Source organism: Acinetobacter sedimenti (genome assembly GCF_022601685.1).
In the GTDB taxonomy this organism is placed as follows: Bacteria; Pseudomonadota; Gammaproteobacteria; order Pseudomonadales; family Moraxellaceae; genus Acinetobacter; species Acinetobacter sedimenti.
Map to the genome: position 1 here is coordinate 13,875 of NZ_JAKUML010000023.1, position 16,298 is coordinate 30,172.

At 39.1% G+C, this 16,298-nt stretch carries 14 protein-coding genes and 3 pseudogenes; 12 read left to right on the forward strand and 5 right to left on the reverse strand.

Annotated elements, in window-relative coordinates; genetic code table 11:
* Positions 1-131: 131 nt before the first annotated feature.
* A complete protein-coding gene (locus tag MKI79_RS11195; protein ID WP_241573644.1) occupies positions 132-1,079 on the forward strand; it encodes a recombination directionality factor in 948 nt (315 codons plus the stop codon).
* A 73-nt stretch (positions 1,080-1,152) separates the two neighbouring features.
* Positions 1,153-1,314 (forward strand): annotated as a pseudogene (locus MKI79_RS11200) (AlpA family phage regulatory protein); the annotation flags it as partial.
* A 174-nt stretch (positions 1,315-1,488) separates the two neighbouring features.
* On the opposite strand, the gene MKI79_RS11205 reads toward MKI79_RS11200, so the two are convergent.
* Positions 1,489-2,103, reverse strand: a complete 615-nt coding sequence (locus MKI79_RS11205) for an HvfX family Cu-binding RiPP maturation protein (RefSeq protein WP_017482450.1) — start codon at positions 2,101-2,103, stop codon at positions 1,489-1,491.
* A 163-nt stretch (positions 2,104-2,266) separates the two neighbouring features.
* Between MKI79_RS11205 and MKI79_RS11210 the strand changes: the two genes are divergently transcribed.
* From MKI79_RS11210 to MKI79_RS11235, 6 genes and pseudogenes are all read left to right on the forward strand, one after another.
* Complete coding sequence (locus tag MKI79_RS11210) at positions 2,267-2,575, forward strand: HvfA family oxazolone/thioamide-modified RiPP metallophore (RefSeq protein ID WP_241573647.1); 309 nt, start codon at positions 2,267-2,269, stop codon at positions 2,573-2,575.
* 80 nt (positions 2,576-2,655) lie between these two features.
* Positions 2,656-3,483, forward strand: a complete 828-nt coding sequence (locus MKI79_RS11215) for an HvfB family MNIO-type RiPP peptide maturase (RefSeq protein ID WP_241573650.1) — start codon at positions 2,656-2,658, stop codon at positions 3,481-3,483.
* Positions 3,484-3,518: 35 nt separating this feature from the next.
* Positions 3,519-4,262, forward strand: coding sequence for an HvfC family RiPP maturation protein (locus MKI79_RS11220; RefSeq protein WP_241573670.1), 744 nt, complete (start codon positions 3,519-3,521; stop codon positions 4,260-4,262).
* A 9-nt stretch (positions 4,263-4,271) separates the two neighbouring features.
* Positions 4,272-4,889 (forward strand): RNA polymerase factor sigma-70, encoded by a 618-nt coding sequence (locus MKI79_RS11225; RefSeq protein ID WP_407651649.1) that lies wholly within the window; start codon positions 4,272-4,274, stop codon positions 4,887-4,889.
* The gene (locus tag MKI79_RS11230; RefSeq protein WP_017482457.1) at positions 4,883-5,074 is read left to right on the forward strand and encodes a zf-HC2 domain-containing protein; all 192 of its coding nucleotides are present in this window, start codon (positions 4,883-4,885) and stop codon (positions 5,072-5,074) included. The genes MKI79_RS11225 and MKI79_RS11230 overlap by 7 nt, the downstream gene beginning before the upstream one ends.
* Positions 5,075-5,528: 454 nt before the next feature.
* Positions 5,529-5,687 (forward strand): annotated as a pseudogene (locus tag MKI79_RS11235) (IS5/IS1182 family transposase); the annotation flags it as partial.
* 264 nt (positions 5,688-5,951) lie between these two features.
* On the opposite strand, the gene MKI79_RS11240 reads toward MKI79_RS11235, so the two are convergent.
* The 4 genes and pseudogenes from MKI79_RS11240 to MKI79_RS11255 form a co-directional block, all read right to left on the reverse strand.
* Positions 5,952-6,503 (reverse strand): hypothetical protein, encoded by a 552-nt coding sequence (locus MKI79_RS11240; protein WP_241573677.1) that lies wholly within the window; start codon positions 6,501-6,503, stop codon positions 5,952-5,954.
* Between the two features lie 57 nt (positions 6,504-6,560).
* Positions 6,561-7,239 (reverse strand): annotated as a pseudogene (locus MKI79_RS11245) (IS1595 family transposase).
* A gap of 217 nt (positions 7,240-7,456) precedes the next feature.
* Complete coding sequence (locus tag MKI79_RS11250) at positions 7,457-8,749, reverse strand: Y-family DNA polymerase (protein WP_241573680.1); 1,293 nt, start codon at positions 8,747-8,749, stop codon at positions 7,457-7,459.
* The gene (locus MKI79_RS11255) at positions 8,746-9,408 is read right to left on the reverse strand and encodes a LexA family protein (protein WP_241573683.1); all 663 of its coding nucleotides are present in this window, start codon (positions 9,406-9,408) and stop codon (positions 8,746-8,748) included. The genes MKI79_RS11250 and MKI79_RS11255 overlap by 4 nt, the downstream gene beginning before the upstream one ends.
* Before the next feature lie 254 nt (positions 9,409-9,662).
* Here MKI79_RS11255 and MKI79_RS11260 point away from each other — a divergent pair, with 254 nt between their 5' ends.
* The 4 genes from MKI79_RS11260 (at position 9,663) to MKI79_RS11275 (ending at position 16,142) form a co-directional block, all read left to right on the forward strand.
* A complete protein-coding gene (locus tag MKI79_RS11260) occupies positions 9,663-11,237 on the forward strand; it encodes a type I restriction-modification system subunit M (protein ID WP_241573687.1) in 1,575 nt (524 codons plus the stop codon).
* Positions 11,237-12,424 (forward strand): restriction endonuclease subunit S, encoded by a 1,188-nt coding sequence (locus tag MKI79_RS11265; RefSeq protein WP_241573690.1) that lies wholly within the window; start codon positions 11,237-11,239, stop codon positions 12,422-12,424. Before MKI79_RS11260 ends, MKI79_RS11265 begins: the two co-directional genes overlap by 1 nt.
* A gap of 8 nt (positions 12,425-12,432) precedes the next feature.
* Positions 12,433-13,092: an abortive infection family protein gene (locus MKI79_RS11270; RefSeq protein ID WP_241573693.1), complete on the forward strand. Its 660-nt coding sequence runs from the start codon at positions 12,433-12,435 to the stop codon at positions 13,090-13,092.
* Positions 13,093-13,208: 116 nt separating this feature from the next.
* Complete coding sequence (locus MKI79_RS11275) at positions 13,209-16,142, forward strand: type I restriction endonuclease subunit R (RefSeq protein ID WP_241573696.1); 2,934 nt, start codon at positions 13,209-13,211, stop codon at positions 16,140-16,142.
* Positions 16,143-16,298 lie beyond the last annotated feature (156 nt).

Here is a 16,298-nt window from a genome sequence, read left to right on the forward strand (position 1 = left end):
AAAGCTCAGCATACGCTGAGCCAATAAACCTGAAGCAATACAACTCAACAAACAGCCCATAGCACACGCTATGGGCTGTTTGCATTGGTATCTACTGAATCCAACTTTACAATCAAAATCGGAGTAATCTCATGATTAAAGGACTCGCCATCACCCCACCTGTACTTGGTCGTATCAGTATCGGTAAAGTGGTACATAAACAAGGCCAACGTCTCCCTGAAAAAGACGATCAATTCACTATTACCAGTCAACTGCAAAATCAAGACGGTTGGATTAAACATCCCTTAGATGAACAACTGCGCAGTAAAAATCCTGACAGAAAGCTCAGAACCATTCCAGTACGCATGATCTTTAATGATCCTGAGCTGAGTCTTCGTGCTGAATATACTTTGTTTGATCGTCAGACTGGACGACCACTGTGCCGTGGTAATGGCGAAACCTGTCAGCGCAGAACCGCCAACGGCATTGAACAGCATCCATGTCCATCACCAGAGCTGTGTCCAATTGGTCAAAATGGTTTGTGTAAACCCTATGGCAGACTGTATGTCAACCTTGATGCCAGTGATGAATTTGGCACCTTTGTATTTCGTACCACAGGCTATAACAGCATCCGCACCTTAGCCGCTCGATTGGCTTATTATCATGCGGCTTCCAGTGATCGACTGTCGTGTCTACCTTTGCAACTGACCTTGCGAGGGAAATCTACCACACAAAGCTATCGCACTCCTGTATATTACGTGGATATCACGTTGCAAGATGGCATGACCTTAAATGATGCCATTCAACAAGCACAGCAACTTGATCAACAGTGTAAAGATGCAGGCTACATTCAAGAGGCTGTGGACTATATGGCAAGACAAGGCTATGCCAATGCAGGCTTTGATGTGGAAATTGAGGATGAGGTGGATAGTCGCACTGATCTTGAAGCCGATGATCAAAACCGATCTAACACGCAAAATCAGCAAGGTGGAGATGATGAACATCCAAAATCTAATTCTACTAAGACAGCAAGTGCAAAGACAGACACTGTCAAAGCGATCAAGACTGGATTGGCACAGTCGGTGAAGGCTATGGTGTAACTATGGATCGTATCGGACGCAGTAAATTTTTATCGGACTCCCTGATCATTTGAGCAATTCCTGCTCGCATCATTTCTTAGGAGTAATCACAAAGATATACGAGATGATGGATGAGGACTCACCGTACTACAACCCAACTTTTTCAAAGAAAGTAGTCATCTCACAATAGCGTATAGGTTGGCTTGCTATCGAAATTCATCAGTGGATTGAGGATAAAGCGAATAACCGAAACTAAAGAGAGTGGACTGCTCTCTTTTTTTCGGCTATTTGCATTATATGGTTGAAATTAGTTGTGTGATTCATAGACATCATTTCAATATAATGGGTGTCTATGTGTGATTGAATAGCACGAACCGCCCATTTTTTTAATGGGAAGTGCATGCCATCCATGTTGATGACAGGGCATTTTTTATCGATGAAGCGTTTTTATCCACTGATTCAGCCAATAATCTGCACTGAAATATCGCCCTCCACCCAGCACAACCAACGCGAGCAGCATAATCAAATAAGTTGCAGCAAATTCGATTCCATTATTCAATATGACGAATGAACCGCTCGATGTAAGCCAATCATAATTTCCATAGTTTTGTAAAATTTCGCGTGCTTTTTCTAATTTTTCTGTAGATGCCAAGACTTGTGCATTTGCAAAAGGAGCATGTGCATCTGCGATTGCTTGCCAACCATTTGGGAGATGTACCGTCAAAATCGCAACGAGCATCGTAATGATCAGTGGAATACTGATTAAACGGGTAAATAGTCCAAGCGCTAATAATATTGCGCCACCAAGTTCTGCTGAAGTTGCAAGAACAGCCATGAGGGTAGGGAAGGGCAAGCCTAAGCCCCAATCAGGATTGGCAAACCATTCGACAGTATCACTAAAATGCATCAGTTTATTTTGCCCCGCCATCCAGAAAATAGGAACAAGGTAGATTCTTAGTGCCAGTGCAGCCATGCCATCTAAATGTTTAAAGTGTTGTAGAAAATTTTGATAGCGTTGTAATACTGAGTTGATTAAGTACTTCATGAGAATTTCACACCGAGTAGCATTCAATTGTTATTAGTCGATTGAAGCGTTGGTTTATTACAATAATTTTTTTAGTTTTAACTGTAATAAATGGATTGGTCGCTCGTCTAATGATATGTACCCTAGTACAAAACCCAAAATTGACTCCAAAAGGAACTTCAAAATGAATAGATTAAACTCAATGACATCAGTTGCTGCATTAGTTGCACTTTCAATGGTTGGTGCAGCGACTCAAGTCTCTGCTGCTTCAACTACAACTGAAACACATGTAACCAAAACAGCAGATGCAAAGTGTGGTGAAGCAAAATGTGGTGCTGACAAAGCGAAAAAACAACATAAAACAACGGAAGCGAAGTGTGGAGCTGATAAAAAAGCTGCCGATGCCAAATGTGGTGCAGATAAAAAAGCTGCCGATGCTAAATGTGGAGCAGATAAAAAAGCTGCTGATGCAAAATGTGGTGCTGCCAAATAATCTGCCAGAGAATCATAATATCAATGAATGATGTAGATCAATCGTAATTCGGGTCTACATCATTCAATAAGGAATATTCCATGACTGTTTTAACAGGTGTTGGCTTAGGTTTAAGGCGCGACTTTATCGACAGCTTTTTAAACTTGGACACTTATCCAGACTTCATTGAAGTTGCACCTGAAAACTGGATGGATTTTGGTGGTCGACATGCCAAACTACTTGAACAATATGCTGAAAAAGCACCTCTCATTTGTCATGGACTTTCTTTATCGATTGGTGGTCCGCATCCACTGAATATTGAATTTATTCAACAGATAAAAACATTTTTAAAACGCTATCAGGTCACAACTTATTCAGAGCATTTAAGCTATACCAATGACGGTGGCTATTTATATGACTTATTACCGATTCCGATGACTGAAGACGCGGTGCATTATGTGTCGGAGCGTATTCTTCGTGTTCAAGATATTCTTGGGCAAAAGTTGGTGCTTGAAAATGTTTCCACTTATTTGATGCCACATGCTGAAATGAGTGAAGCCGAGTTTGTTGCCGAAGTCATTCAAAGGTCAGATTGTGAATTGCTTTTAGATGTAAACAATGTCTATGTGAATAGCATTAATCATCAGAGCAATGCTTATGAATTTATCCAAAAAATGCCGCGAGATCGCATTCGTTATTTACATATTGCGGGTCATGAGCAAGTGCGTGATGATTTATTAATTGATACTCATGGCGCAGCGATTCGTGATCCAGTTTGGGAGCTATTACAATTTACTTATCAACAACATGGTGTAAAACCAACATTATTAGAACGTGATTTTAATATTCCGACATGGCAAGAATTTCGAGCTGAACTTGCGAAAATTGAACGTATACAAAAAATATTTAATTCAGCCAGCAGTGTCTAGCGCAGCATGTCTTACCAAATGATGAGGATAATAAAATGAATAATAAATTCCACTCTTTTCAAGATACCCAAAACGCATTTTGTAATTGGATACGTGATCCTAAACAACCCATCCCTTCATCCTTTGAAACTGAACGTATGCGTGTTTATCGAGAGTTATTATTTAATAACGTAAGTTCTTTTGTCGATTTAGTTTATCCCGTTGCACGATCGATTTTGCCAAAACCAACATGGCAACAACTATTAGAAGAATTTTTTCAAAAATCTACGAATCAATCGCCATTTTATAATGATATTTCACTGCAATTTAGAGAATACTTAAGCGATCAACAGCATCCAGTTTTACACAGCTATCCGTGGTTGGCTGAGCTACTTCAATATGAATGGCTAGAATTGTATTTAGATACTGTAGACATTCCAAAGAGGCAATTTACTCAGGCACCTCTATGGCAATTTAAAACCCAAGTGTGGGTTTTGGTCTATCAATATCCAGTTTATCGGTGGACACTCAATCAAACTGATTTTGAACAAGATCCTAGTGCAATTATGGTATGGCGAAATCAAGATGATCAGGTCTGTGTGGAGCCACTCTCGCCCTTATTTGCATATCTGATCGAAAAACTTAATCAAGCACCACTCGCTGAGGGTGAACTGCGTAAACTGATGAGCTCGACTTTAGTTGATCTGACTGCGCAAGAGATTGATTTACAGATCAATGCACTATCTAATTTATTGAGTCGCTTAGAACTGATATATATTCCTCAAGATTGTGTTAAATAAGGCATGAATATGTATCTAGACTCAGTTGATAATGATGATTCAAATCAGCAATTGCACAATACCGAATATTTAAATGATCTTCGACAGCAAATGATCAAATTTGCATTGCTACAACTTTCATCCTTTCAACAAGCTGAAGATGTTGTACAAGAAGCATTAACGAGTGCTTTTGAACATCTGAAATCATTTTCAGGACGTGCTGCTTTTAAAACGTGGGTCTTTGCTATTTTAAAAAATAAAATTGTGGATTTAATTCGACAAAAAAACCGCTTAATTACAATGAGTGAGTTATTTGATGATCAAGAAAATGATTTGAGTATAGATGAATTGTTTGATAAGGCTGGACATTGGCATAAATATGAAGCACCCCACGCATGGCAAAGTCCTGAAGAAATGATGGAACAACAAGATTTTTGGATCGTATTTGATGCATGTTTAAATCATTTACCAGCCAAGTATGCACAAGTCTTTATGTTGCGGGAAATGATTGAACTGAGTTCAGATGAAATCTGTGAGAAATTACAACTCACGATTTCTCATTTAAATGTGTTGATGTACAGAAGTCGAGCACGTTTACGTGAGTGTTTAGAAAATAAATGGTTGCTTCAGGAGGATTGTTCATGTTGACGTGCCGAGAAGCGACTCAATTGCTTTCAGAAAAACAAGATCGAATACTGAATTTTAAAGAGATGAGTGCTTTACAGTTTCATGTGCTGATGTGTAGTTCGTGCCGACGTTTTGGTAAACAAATGAAGAGCTTAAGTTTATTATCGAAACAATATAAAAAGTTTGATGAAGAACAGAAAGATTAAAATAAGAAAGCCTCATATTTCATGAGGCTTTCTTGGCTTAATTTGAGTCAACTAAAAGGTTTATTAAAAAGCTAAATTCACTTTCAACCTTATAATGCAAATTTTAGAAATGATTGGCTTAAGTAGTTCAACCTTAGATTGCCAAAATTAGAGTTTGGTAAGATAAAAATAAGGCGAGATTTAAAAAAATCCCACCTTAAATTGCAAATAGCCTTTTTTTCTTTAAAATACTTTAATGGCCGAACTGAATAGCGAGTGATAAATTGACATATCATTTCGAGACTGTGTAAACACTTAAATTCTCCCTCAAAGCTGTTGAGGGTAACACGGGGGTTACAGCGAAAGAAGCAGAATAAAAATAGGTAAGAATGCACGCTAGGGCTTTGTTGCACAAACATACTTTGAGGGGGTTGTTCAGCAATATAATTCTCAGACGAATAGGCCTAAACCTAAAATTTATAGTACAACCAACTGGTTTACATACAACCAAGCTCTGATCAATCGAAGAAATATTGCCATTTGGTTTGATCCAAAAACGAAATGGTATGCCCAAGCACAAGGCAAACAAAGTCGAAATCCAACCTATTCTGATATAGCAATCCAATGCTGTTTAGGGTCTGTTGACATTTACTGTTCATAATTTGAGTTGGATTTTCAGCGGTGTGGCAGTAATTATTAAATCTGGGTCACTTTATGTGTCGGCAGCCTTTTTAGCACATAACTTAAATAGGCATAATCAGTATATTAAAACTATCACTTGGTTTACCTGTAAGTAAATTGAATACTTGGCATAATCCCAAATGGCTTGTTCATTGTAAGGTAAAGTGACAAAAGTAAAATAAGTCTACATAGCGCATTAAAAATACTGTGTCTGATTTTATGGTGATTCTGATGCTATCGCGATGAGTTTGCGCAATCTCTGAATATAGTATTTCGCTTCTTCATCGCGAGAGAAAGCACTGATACTGACTTTGACACCATCAGGCATTCTTAGTGTAACTATTGCAGCATCGTAAACAGGGTAGTCTGATTCCAGTTCAACTTTATATACTTGTAAATTTGAAAGGGGGTAATGTGTTAGCCTGCTTCTAAAAGGAGACTTTCTTAGAAGAATGATTTCTCTAGATTTGGAATTTAACGTCAAATCAATTGAATCACCTAAAATTGCAAACCACAAAATCATAGTTGAAAAAACAAGAGGAAGGATCAAAAATCCGAAAGTTGCAAAAATGACTCCGAAAATTGGAGTATTTGTCCAATCCGTCGATTGTGCTAAGCCTAAATAGTACAAGACGAAAGGAATAGAAAACAGAGACCAGGGCAGCAGAAAAAGCCGAAGCCAAAAAGGAAATTCTCTTACGTAGCGTACTACATCTTCTTCGTAGATAATAAACTCCTCTGATTTTTGTAACTTATTTTTACTTATCATTTTCTTCTTGAATCACATATCTATCTTGATGGTGTTTTATTTAGGGTCTAGATAACTTTAGAGCGGATTGTTTCTTAATTCTTTAAGCAGTTTAGCATAAAGGTTTTCATGTCGATGATTAAATCTAAACTCACATTCTTTAATGTGGAGATAGAATTTTTCATTAGCGACACCATTAAATTTTCTCAGTCTTCTTTTGGCATAAGACCAGAATGATTCAATACCGTTGATGTGTGAGCTACCTCTAGCAAATTCATTCTTACCATGATGGACTCGGTAATGTTTTTCATAACCAACATCAACGAGTCCGTTATAACCCCTCCACCCATCTGAATGAATGATGCTACTAACATCCACTTTACCACGTATCACTTGCTGTAATTGCCTTTTAGAGGCATCAGGTACAATTTCAGTATAGACATTTCCCTCACGCTTTAGAATGCCAAAGACGATGGTTTTGCCACTTGCACCACGACCACGTTTACCACGTACACGCTGTGCGCCAAAATAACTTTCATCGACTTCAACTTCACCTGATAAAGGCGATGCTTGCTCACATAAAATACGCTAAACGAATGCGTAACTTGAGATATATTCTGTTGATGGTAACCCGACTGACATCTGTCATTTGCGCTACTTTAGACGCAGGTAAATCATGACAAAATAGTTTGATTATTTGTCTAAACTTAGCCTCAGAAATATGTGAACGCTTATAATACTTGTTTAACCCAGTCATAGCCAAACTTTAGCACCTTTTGATTTGTGATAAAGTTATCTAGACCCATTAAATTTATTAATTACTATAATAGGTAACGGGAATCTTATTCTTTATCATCAATTTTTATTGTATTCAACCTCTTAAGCGCTCCGAACAGCCACTAGTAAAACTACATATTTTTAATTGGATACATTTAGTATTTCGTCTTACTCAGTGTTCATCAGTATTGTAATTGCTACACCCGAAGCAACCCATTCAAACTGAAATAATTCTGTGTCAAACGATCTCGGCTCATACTCCAAGCACGATTTGGTAGATAACACCCACTCAATGCAATTTTAGATTTGCCGTATTTGGCTTGGATCGCTTCATAGGCTTGCATGAGATTTTCGTTTTTCTCATTTTGATTATGGTCACTGAGCAGATCAAAAGTCATATTGGATTTCGGCGATAATGCGGAGAGATGCACACCACACTTTTTATAGATCACACCATCTTTATAAATTTGTTCAAGTATCTTCATAGCGGTACTAACTAAAACCGTGACAACATCGGTTGGCTCTGAAAACTGATATGACGCTGATTTTCCGTAGTAAGGCTGATTTGCATCGAATGGATTTGATTGTACAAAAGCAATGATACAGCCACACACAGCGCCTTGCTCTCTCAAGCGTCCGATCGCATCTTGCACATATCGGCACATGGCTTCTTTGAGATGATCAAGTTCAGTGATTCTATTGCCAAAGGATCGACTGGCGACGATTTCTTTTTTTGGTGGTGGTGCATATTCTAATTCGATGCAGGAGATACCGTTTAACTCCATCACGGTACGCTTCAGTACCACTGAAAAATTATTTTGAATATGTTGAGGGCTGGTAAGTGCCAAATCCAAAACTGAATAAATCCCCATCGCATTCAGCTTTTTATTTTGTTGCCGACCAACACCCCAAACTTCACCAACCTCAATTTCTGCAAACATTTGTTCTTTAATCAGTGGGTCAAGTTCTAATAAGTTACATACCCCATGAAAACAATCATTCTTTTTGGCGATGTGATTTGCAAGTTTGGCTTCAGTTTTAGATGCACCAATGCCGACACTAACAGGTAAACCAATCCACCGAAGAATTTTAGCTTTCATGTCAAAAGCATAATCACTCACATTAAGTAGTTTGGTGTACTGGGTTAAGTCTAGGAAACATTCATCAATTGAATAAATTTCTTGATCATTAGGCGCAACATAGCTTGCGAGTATCGAATGAAAGCGTTTTGACATTTCTGCATACAGTGCATAGTTGCTGGACAGGACTTTGACATCATGTTGTTGTACCACGTCTTTGATCTGAAACAGTGGTACACCCATTTTGATACCTAGCGCCTTTGCTTCATTACTTCGAGCCACCGCACAACCATCGTTATTACTCAGCACGATCACAGGGCGGTCGTTGAGCTTAGGATCGAATACACGTTCGCAACTGACATAGCAATTGTTAATGTCGATCAGTGCAAAAATACGATCACGCTTCATCATCTAAACTTCTTAATTACAGAAGTCACCACACCCCACAGCGTTGCAGTCTGACCTTCTTTAAAATGAATGTCGGGATAATCGGGATTATCCGCAGCGAGCCAAATTTCACTGCCTTTCATGACCAAGCGTTTTAGCGTGAAATCGTTGTCAATCAACACAAGTACAATATCATCGTGCTTTGGTGTCAGGCTTCGATCAACAATGATTTTATCGTTAAGATCAATGCCAGCATTCAGCAATGATAAGGATTCCACCTCGATAATAAAGGTCGCTACTGGATTTTTAATTAAGTACTCGTTTAGGTCGATGGTTTTATCAATATAGTCTTGTGCAGGTGATGGAAAACCCGCAGCTACCTTTTGCATTGCTACTGGTATTTCAAGCCGTGTTTTAGCCTCCAGTGCAATGATCGAACTCACTTCATTGTTGATCTTAATTTTTGGTAAAGATAAATACCGCTTCACGTCTTCCTCTCGTGAGAGAGGGATGCGTATGACTTTTGACGGCTCATCATATTTTGTCTTACGACCAGCACCATCACGTTTGCCACCGTGCGTATTGGCTGATTGAGAGTCATCCGATTTGCTATGTTTAGATTGCGCACTGTTAGATTGAGCCCTGTTAGCTTGAGCAAGGTCATGTGGTTTAGGCTGAGTCATAAGCACACCATGATACTTTTAATTACGATATTTTGAATACGTTACATAATCAAAATTATAAACAGAATTGATAAACAATCAATATCCGCATGATAGCGAAATGCGATACACAAAGAGTCTAGGCAATCACTTCACCACGACACAATCTGTCTTGATGCTGTACCAAGTTGCGATTATCGGATGCAAAGAGACGCTTTTATGTTTAGAATCAAGACATTCATACAAGCTGATTGAAATGCGGATAATCTTTTAAAATGACACAAGTGCAACTACAACAGTTACAAAAACAACTTTGGAATATCGCCAACGACTTACGTGGCAAGATGGGCGCAGACGAGTTCCGTGATTACATCCTCGGCTTTATATTCTTTAAGTATCTTTCTGAAAAAGCAGTCAATTTCGCTGATGCCTTGCTAGCCGATGAGGGTGAAAATCTTCACTACGCAACGCTTGATACAAACAATGCTACCCATCAAGACTACATCGAAGCCATTCTAGAGAACGCCATCGCCGAAGTTGGCTATGCGCTCAAGCCTGATCAGCTCTTTCACAGCATTGCGCTACGTGCTCGTCAAGGTCAGTTTGTTCTTGATGATTTGACCAATACCTTAAAAGCCATCGAACTCAGCACACTTGGTGCTGAGTCCGAAGATGATTTTGCGCACTTATTTGAAGACTTAGACCTGAACTCGACCAAGCTCGGCAACAATGCCAACGATCGCAATGAATTGGTTAGTAAAGTCATTAGCCACTTAGACAATATCGACTTTGACTTGAGCAATACCGAAGCTGATGTACTCGGTGATGCTTATGAATACCTGATTGGTGAGTTTGCATCGGGTGCAGGTAAAAAAGCAGGGGAGTTTTATACACCACAAACGGTATCGACTTTACTGGCGAAGATTGTCACCCAAGGCAAAGAGCGTTTACGTTCAGTCTATGATCCGACTTGCGGTTCGGGTTCGTTGCTGCTTCGGGTCAAACGTGAAGTAAAAGATGTCGATATGATTTACGGTCAGGAGATGAACCGTACCACCTACAACTTGGCACGCATGAACATGATTCTGCATGATGTGCATTTTGCCAAGTTCGACATCAAGCAGGAAAATACTTTAACCCGTCCACAGCATTTAGATAAAAAGTTTGATGCGGTGGTGGCGAATCCGCCATTTTCTGCCAAATGGTCAGCCGATCCGTTATTTTTGCAAGATGAGCGTTTCTCTCGTTATGGCAAACTTGCACCAAGTTCCAAAGCGGATATGGCTTTTGTTCAGCACATGCTGTATCAACTGGATGACAATGGCACGATGGCGGTGGTGTTACCGCATGGCGTATTGTTCCGTGGTTCGAGTGAGGGCGTGATTCGTCAGTATTTGATTGAGCAGATGAACGTGGTGGATGCCATTATTGGTTTACCCGCCAATATTTTCTATGGCACTTCAATTCCCACCTGTATTTTGGTGTTGAAGAAAAACCGTGAGCATAGCGGCAATATTCTGTTTATTGATGCCAGCAATGAGTTTGAAAAGCAGAAGAACCAAAACAAGCTGTTGCCTGAGCATTTGGATAAGATTGTTGCGGCATTTGAAAAGCGTGAAAATATTGAAAAATATGCGCATGTGGCGACTTTGCAAGAAGTGCAAGATAACGATTACAACCTGAATATTCCGCGTTATGTGGATACCTTTGAAGCGGAAGCCGAGATTGATTTAGATGCGATTGCAAAACAGCTTCAAGCTTTGGAACACGACAGCCAAAAGATCGATGCCATCATTACAGATTTTTGCAAAGAGCTAGGCATTGCTTCTCCTTTTGCGGAGGTAAAGTAATGGCTGCACCGAAGTTACGATTTAAAGAGTTTGATGGGGACTGGATCAGTAAAAAAATTATTGATTTGGCAGATTACGTTGACTATAGAGGAAAAACTCCTAAAAAAGTTGAATCAGGAATTTTGCTTGTAACTGCAAAAAATATTAAACAAGGATATTTAGATTACTCTGCTTCACAGGAGTTCATTGAAGAATCAGCTTTTGATGATGTTATGCGTAGAGGAAAAGTAGAGTTAAATGATGTTTTAATTACTACTGAAGCACCGTTGGGTAATGTTGCAAGTGTTGATAGAACAGACATAGCATTAGCACAACGAGTTATCAAATATCGAGGAAAAATTGATTTATTAGATAATCTGTTTTTGAAACAGAAGTTTTTATCTGAAAGCTTTCAGGAGATTTTAAAGTCAAAAGCTACAGGTGGGACTGTTCAAGGAATTAAAGGTAGTGTTTTACATCAAATTCCACTAATTGTTCCATCCAAAGAAGAACAAACCAAAATCGCCTCTTTTCTTTCCGCAGTGGATGAAAAGATTAGCCAACTCACGCAAAAACACGAACTGCTTAGCCAATATAAACAAGGCATGATGCAAAAGCTGTTTAGTCAGCAGATTCGTTTTAAAGCGGATGATGGTAGTGAGTTTGGGGAGTGGGAAACGCATCAAATTCAAAAAGTTTTTACAAATAAATCCAAAAATTATGACCCTCAAAATGTCGAAAATTTACCTTGTATTGAATTAGAACATTTATCACAGAACACAGGTGAAATATTAGGAACTATTAGCAGTCTTGAGCAAAAAAGTACAAAGAACTTTTTTGAGCCTAATAGTGTTTTATTTGGAAAATTACGACCATATTTAAGAAAATTCGCAAAGCCACAATTTAAGGGTGTTTGCTCAAGTGAAATTTGGGTTCTCAACGGTTTGAAAATTTCAAATGATTATTTATTTCAATATATTCAAAGTGAACAATTCACAGAATTAACAAATATTCAGTCAGGGTCAAAAATGCCTCGTGCTGATTGGAATATTATTGCCAATTCAGAAATTGAATATCCAAGTAGTGAAGAACAAACCAAAATCGCAAGTTTCTTATCTGCCATTGACCAAAAAATTGAAGTCGTCGCGCAGCAAATTCAACACGCCAAATTATGGAAAAAAGGCTTGTTGCAGCAGATGTTTGTGTAGGTGTTTTTATGGATTTAACGAAACAAAAGGTGCTGGTAAGCCAAAATAACCATGCATGGCTTGCTAATCTTAATACTCTATTGAATGAGATTGATAAGCAGCACAATGAAAATAACGATATTTTACTTGAATGTTGTAAATCAATATTAGAATCAATTTCAAAAAATATTGTTAGAAAATTAGATCAAGTTATTGATGATAAAGATATTCATAAAACGGACTTTACACAATTGGTTGGTAAAGCTAAGAAATGTTTACTTGAGCATTCAAGTGTTTTGACTGCAATAGAAAAAAATGAGTTCAGTTTGTTGTTAAATATTATTGGTAATTGGGCACATTTTTTGAGTGAGGTAAGAAATAAAATAGGTGAAGTTTCTCATGGAAAGCTTTTACCAAAACCATACCAAATGGATGCATATACTGCATTAGTAATTCAACATATTACCGATGGATTCTCAGCATTATTGATTCATTTGTTTCTAAAGATCGATGTCAATTATATGGAAGTGTATAAATATGAAAAATATGAAGAATTTAATGATTATCTTGATGAGTTGAACCCTTTACCGAATAACATCTCATATAGTCAGGCACTCTATGAGCAGGATTATGATGCTTATGCTGAAGAATTAGATAATTATCTTGATCAACAAGGGATAGAGGTTTAATCAATGACAGTTCAAAGCGAGCTACAACAAGCCAAAACATGGAAAAAAGGCTTGTTGCAGCAGATGTTTGTGTAGATGGATTGACGTAAGATTGAGATAAAGGGTTAAAAACCACGATGAGCACACAAAGCGAATACCAACTCGAAAACGACTTAATCAACCAACTGGTGCAACTCGGTATAGAGCGAGTCAATGTCCACAATGAAGCACAGCTCCTCGCTAACCTCAAAAGTCAGATCGAACGTGCCAACGGTATTCCGCCTTTATCCGAGAACGAGTGGAAACAAGTCTGGAGCTATCTCAATAACGGTACGATCTTTGAACGTGCCAAGAACCTGCGTAATAAATGCCCTGTCAGCTTTGACAATGGCACAAGTCGGCATATCGAGTTTTTATTTAGCGAGCACCGTAAAAATCATTTCCAAGTCAGTAATCAAATCACCATCGACCCACAAAATGGCAGTCAACGTACCTACCGTTTTGATGTGACGATCTTGGTCAATGGTTTGCCTTTGGTACAGATTGAACTGAAAAAACGTGGCATGGAGATCGCCAAAGCCTTTCACCAAGTGCATCGTTATAGCCGTGAAGCCTATAGCGCAGGCTTGGGCTTGTTTCAGTTTATTCAATTGTTCGTGATCAGCAACGGCGTGAATACTCGCTACTACGCCAATGGCACGAGTAATATTGCTTTTATCTTTCCGTGGACGGATTTTAGCAATACCCCGATCAATGAAATCGTGGATTTTGCTGAAGTATTTTTGAACCCTCAGCATCTCACACAGATGCTTAGCCAGTATATGGTACTGCTCGAAACCACACAGCAACTCATGGTACTTCGCCCTTATCAAATCTATGCGGTGCAAAAGATCGTTGAGCGAGTGCAGACAAGTTCAGAGAATGGCTATATTTGGCATACCACAGGTTCAGGCAAAACCCTGACATCGTTTAAAGCCAGTCAGATCATCATGCAAATGCCCGAGGTTGAAAAGGTACTGTTCGTGGTCGATCGCAACGATCTTGATACACAAACCGCCAAAGAGTTTAACCACTTCAAGACCGATAGCGTGGATAGCACCACCAATACCAAAACACTGGTCAATCAGCTTGATCAACAGCATGACAAGCTCATCGTCACCACATTGCAAAAGCTCAATCGTGCCATCAGCACCGATAAATACAGCGAACACATCAACTATCTTCGAGATAAAAAAGTGGTGTTTATCTTCGATGAATGTCATCGCAGTCAGTTTGGTGAAACTCATCGTAATATCAAAAAGTTCTTCCACAATGCGCAGATGTTTGGTTTTACAGGCACACCGATCTTTGATGACAATAGCCAAAGCCAAGCAGGATTGAAGCTCACTACGGATTATCTGTTTAACGAGCGACTGCATCAGTACGTCATCGTCGATGCGATCCGAGATAAAAACGTGCTTCAGTTCCAAATCGACTACCGAGGTATATACACCGCCAAAGGCATGCAACAGTCGCTTGATGGTGTGGATGGTCAAGCGGATGATGTTGGGCAAGCTGATGAAGTGGAAAAAGTCGAAGGCATTGATATCAAAGAGCTGTATGACAATCCAAAACGACTAGAAATGATCGCTCGCTATATCGTGGATCATCACGATACCAAAACCAAGCAACGTGATTTCACTGCTATGTTTTGTGTGAACTCAGTGGATACATTGATTAAGTATTATGAGCTATTCGAGCAAGTCCAAGCCGAGAAACAGCAACACGATAAAGCGCAAGGCAAATTGTTTAAACCATTAACCATTGCCACGATCTTTTCCTATGCTGCCAATCAAGATGTTGAGCCGACAGCGGATAACTCATCACCAAATCAGTCAGGCATGATTGATGAGGAAAATACCGACATTCCAACGCAGATCAATGTATCTAATCGGGATAAACTCGATCGCTATATAGCGCAGTACAATGCCAAGTTTCAAACCAACTATAACTCAGGCGAGCAGTTCTACCCTTATTACCGTGATATTGCTGATCGTGTTAAAAAGAAAGAAATCGACATTTTGCTAGTGGTGAATATGTTCCTCACAGGCTTTGACTCCAAGCCATTAAATACGCTGTATGTCGATAAAAACCTAAAATATCATGGCTTGATCCAAGCCTTCTCTCGAACCAACCGTGTTCTGAATGAAAACAAACCCTTTGGCAATATTGTCTGCTTCCGAAATCTCAAACGTGCAACCGATGAAGCACTGGCATTATTCTCCAATAAGCAAGCGAAAAGTATTGTCTTGATCCGACCTTTCACTGAGATCAAGCAAGATTATGAAAAGGCAGTGAATGCCTTAAAAGAGATTACACCAACAGAGCAGACCGTTGACCTACTGCAAACCGAAGATGAGCAACTGGAATTTATCAAAGCCTTCCGTGAAGTGATGCGAAACCATGCACAGCTGCAAACCTTTGTGGAGTATGATCAAGATCAGACTGGACTGGATAAACAGCAATACGCAAACTTTGCATCAAAATATAGCGACCTGTGCCGTGAGGTAAAAACCACCACGAAAAAAGACAAAGTGTCGGTACTGGATGATGTGGATTTTCAACTTGAGCTACTGCATAGCGACCGTATCAATGTCGGCTATATCATTCAACTGTTACAAATGGCAGTCGATAGTAAGGATGAGCAACTACGCAAACAGTATGAAGCACAGGTGCTTGATCTGATCGGCAGTGAAGTCAGTCTGCATGATAAACAAGAGCTGATACAGAAATTCATTGATGAAACCATGCCGAGATTGATCAATGGAGAAAAGGTTGAGGATGCCTTTGCCAAGTTTTGGGATGTGGAAAAAGAAAATGCCTACCAAGCCATATGTGAAAAAGAAAATCTCAATGTCACTGTATTTGAGAAAATACTAAATGATTATCATTATACTAAACGAATGCCTCGAAAGGATGAGCTAACCAAATTACCTAATTATAGTATGGCACTGAGTAAACGTAGTAGCATCCTTGATCAGTTGGTTGCACAGACTCGTGCATTTATCGAGAAGTTCTATATGGGGTGGTGAGATTTTTAAGTTTAAATTTACAAACATAATTTAAGCATTATATTAATGTATCAACCTTATAAGGAAACAGAGAGTGTAAAACTGGACTGCTCCCAGTATCCTAGACATTGAAGTAGCCTCATTTTGAAGCTGCCTCGAATGCTTCTGGACTCATCC

What these genes read in the sequence shown, in the direction of transcription:
- MKI79_RS11195 (WP_241573644.1), top strand. Translation starts at nt 132, where the DNA reads ATGATTAAAGGACTCGCCATCACCCCACCTGTACTTGGTCGTATCAGT.
- MKI79_RS11205 (WP_017482450.1), bottom strand. Translation starts at nt 2,103, where the DNA reads ATGAAGTACTTAATCAACTCAGTATTACAACGCTATCAAAATTTTCTA.
- MKI79_RS11210 (WP_241573647.1), top strand. Translation starts at nt 2,267, where the DNA reads ATGAATAGATTAAACTCAATGACATCAGTTGCTGCATTAGTTGCACTT.
- MKI79_RS11215 (WP_241573650.1), top strand. Translation starts at nt 2,656, where the DNA reads ATGACTGTTTTAACAGGTGTTGGCTTAGGTTTAAGGCGCGACTTTATC.
- MKI79_RS11220 (WP_241573670.1), top strand. Translation starts at nt 3,519, where the DNA reads ATGAATAATAAATTCCACTCTTTTCAAGATACCCAAAACGCATTTTGT.
- MKI79_RS11225 (WP_407651649.1), top strand. Translation starts at nt 4,272, where the DNA reads ATGTATCTAGACTCAGTTGATAATGATGATTCAAATCAGCAATTGCAC.
- MKI79_RS11230 (WP_017482457.1), top strand. Translation starts at nt 4,883, where the DNA reads ATGTTGACGTGCCGAGAAGCGACTCAATTGCTTTCAGAAAAACAAGAT.
- MKI79_RS11240 (WP_241573677.1), bottom strand. Translation starts at nt 6,503, where the DNA reads ATGATAAGTAAAAATAAGTTACAAAAATCAGAGGAGTTTATTATCTAC.
- MKI79_RS11250 (WP_241573680.1), bottom strand. Translation starts at nt 8,749, where the DNA reads ATGATGAAGCGTGATCGTATTTTTGCACTGATCGACATTAACAATTGC.
- MKI79_RS11255 (WP_241573683.1), bottom strand. Translation starts at nt 9,408, where the DNA reads ATGACTCAGCCTAAACCACATGACCTTGCTCAAGCTAACAGGGCTCAA.
- MKI79_RS11260 (WP_241573687.1), top strand. Translation starts at nt 9,663, where the DNA reads ATGACACAAGTGCAACTACAACAGTTACAAAAACAACTTTGGAATATC.
- MKI79_RS11265 (WP_241573690.1), top strand. Translation starts at nt 11,237, where the DNA reads ATGGCTGCACCGAAGTTACGATTTAAAGAGTTTGATGGGGACTGGATC.
- MKI79_RS11270 (WP_241573693.1), top strand. Translation starts at nt 12,433, where the DNA reads ATGGATTTAACGAAACAAAAGGTGCTGGTAAGCCAAAATAACCATGCA.
- MKI79_RS11275 (WP_241573696.1), top strand. Translation starts at nt 13,209, where the DNA reads ATGAGCACACAAAGCGAATACCAACTCGAAAACGACTTAATCAACCAA.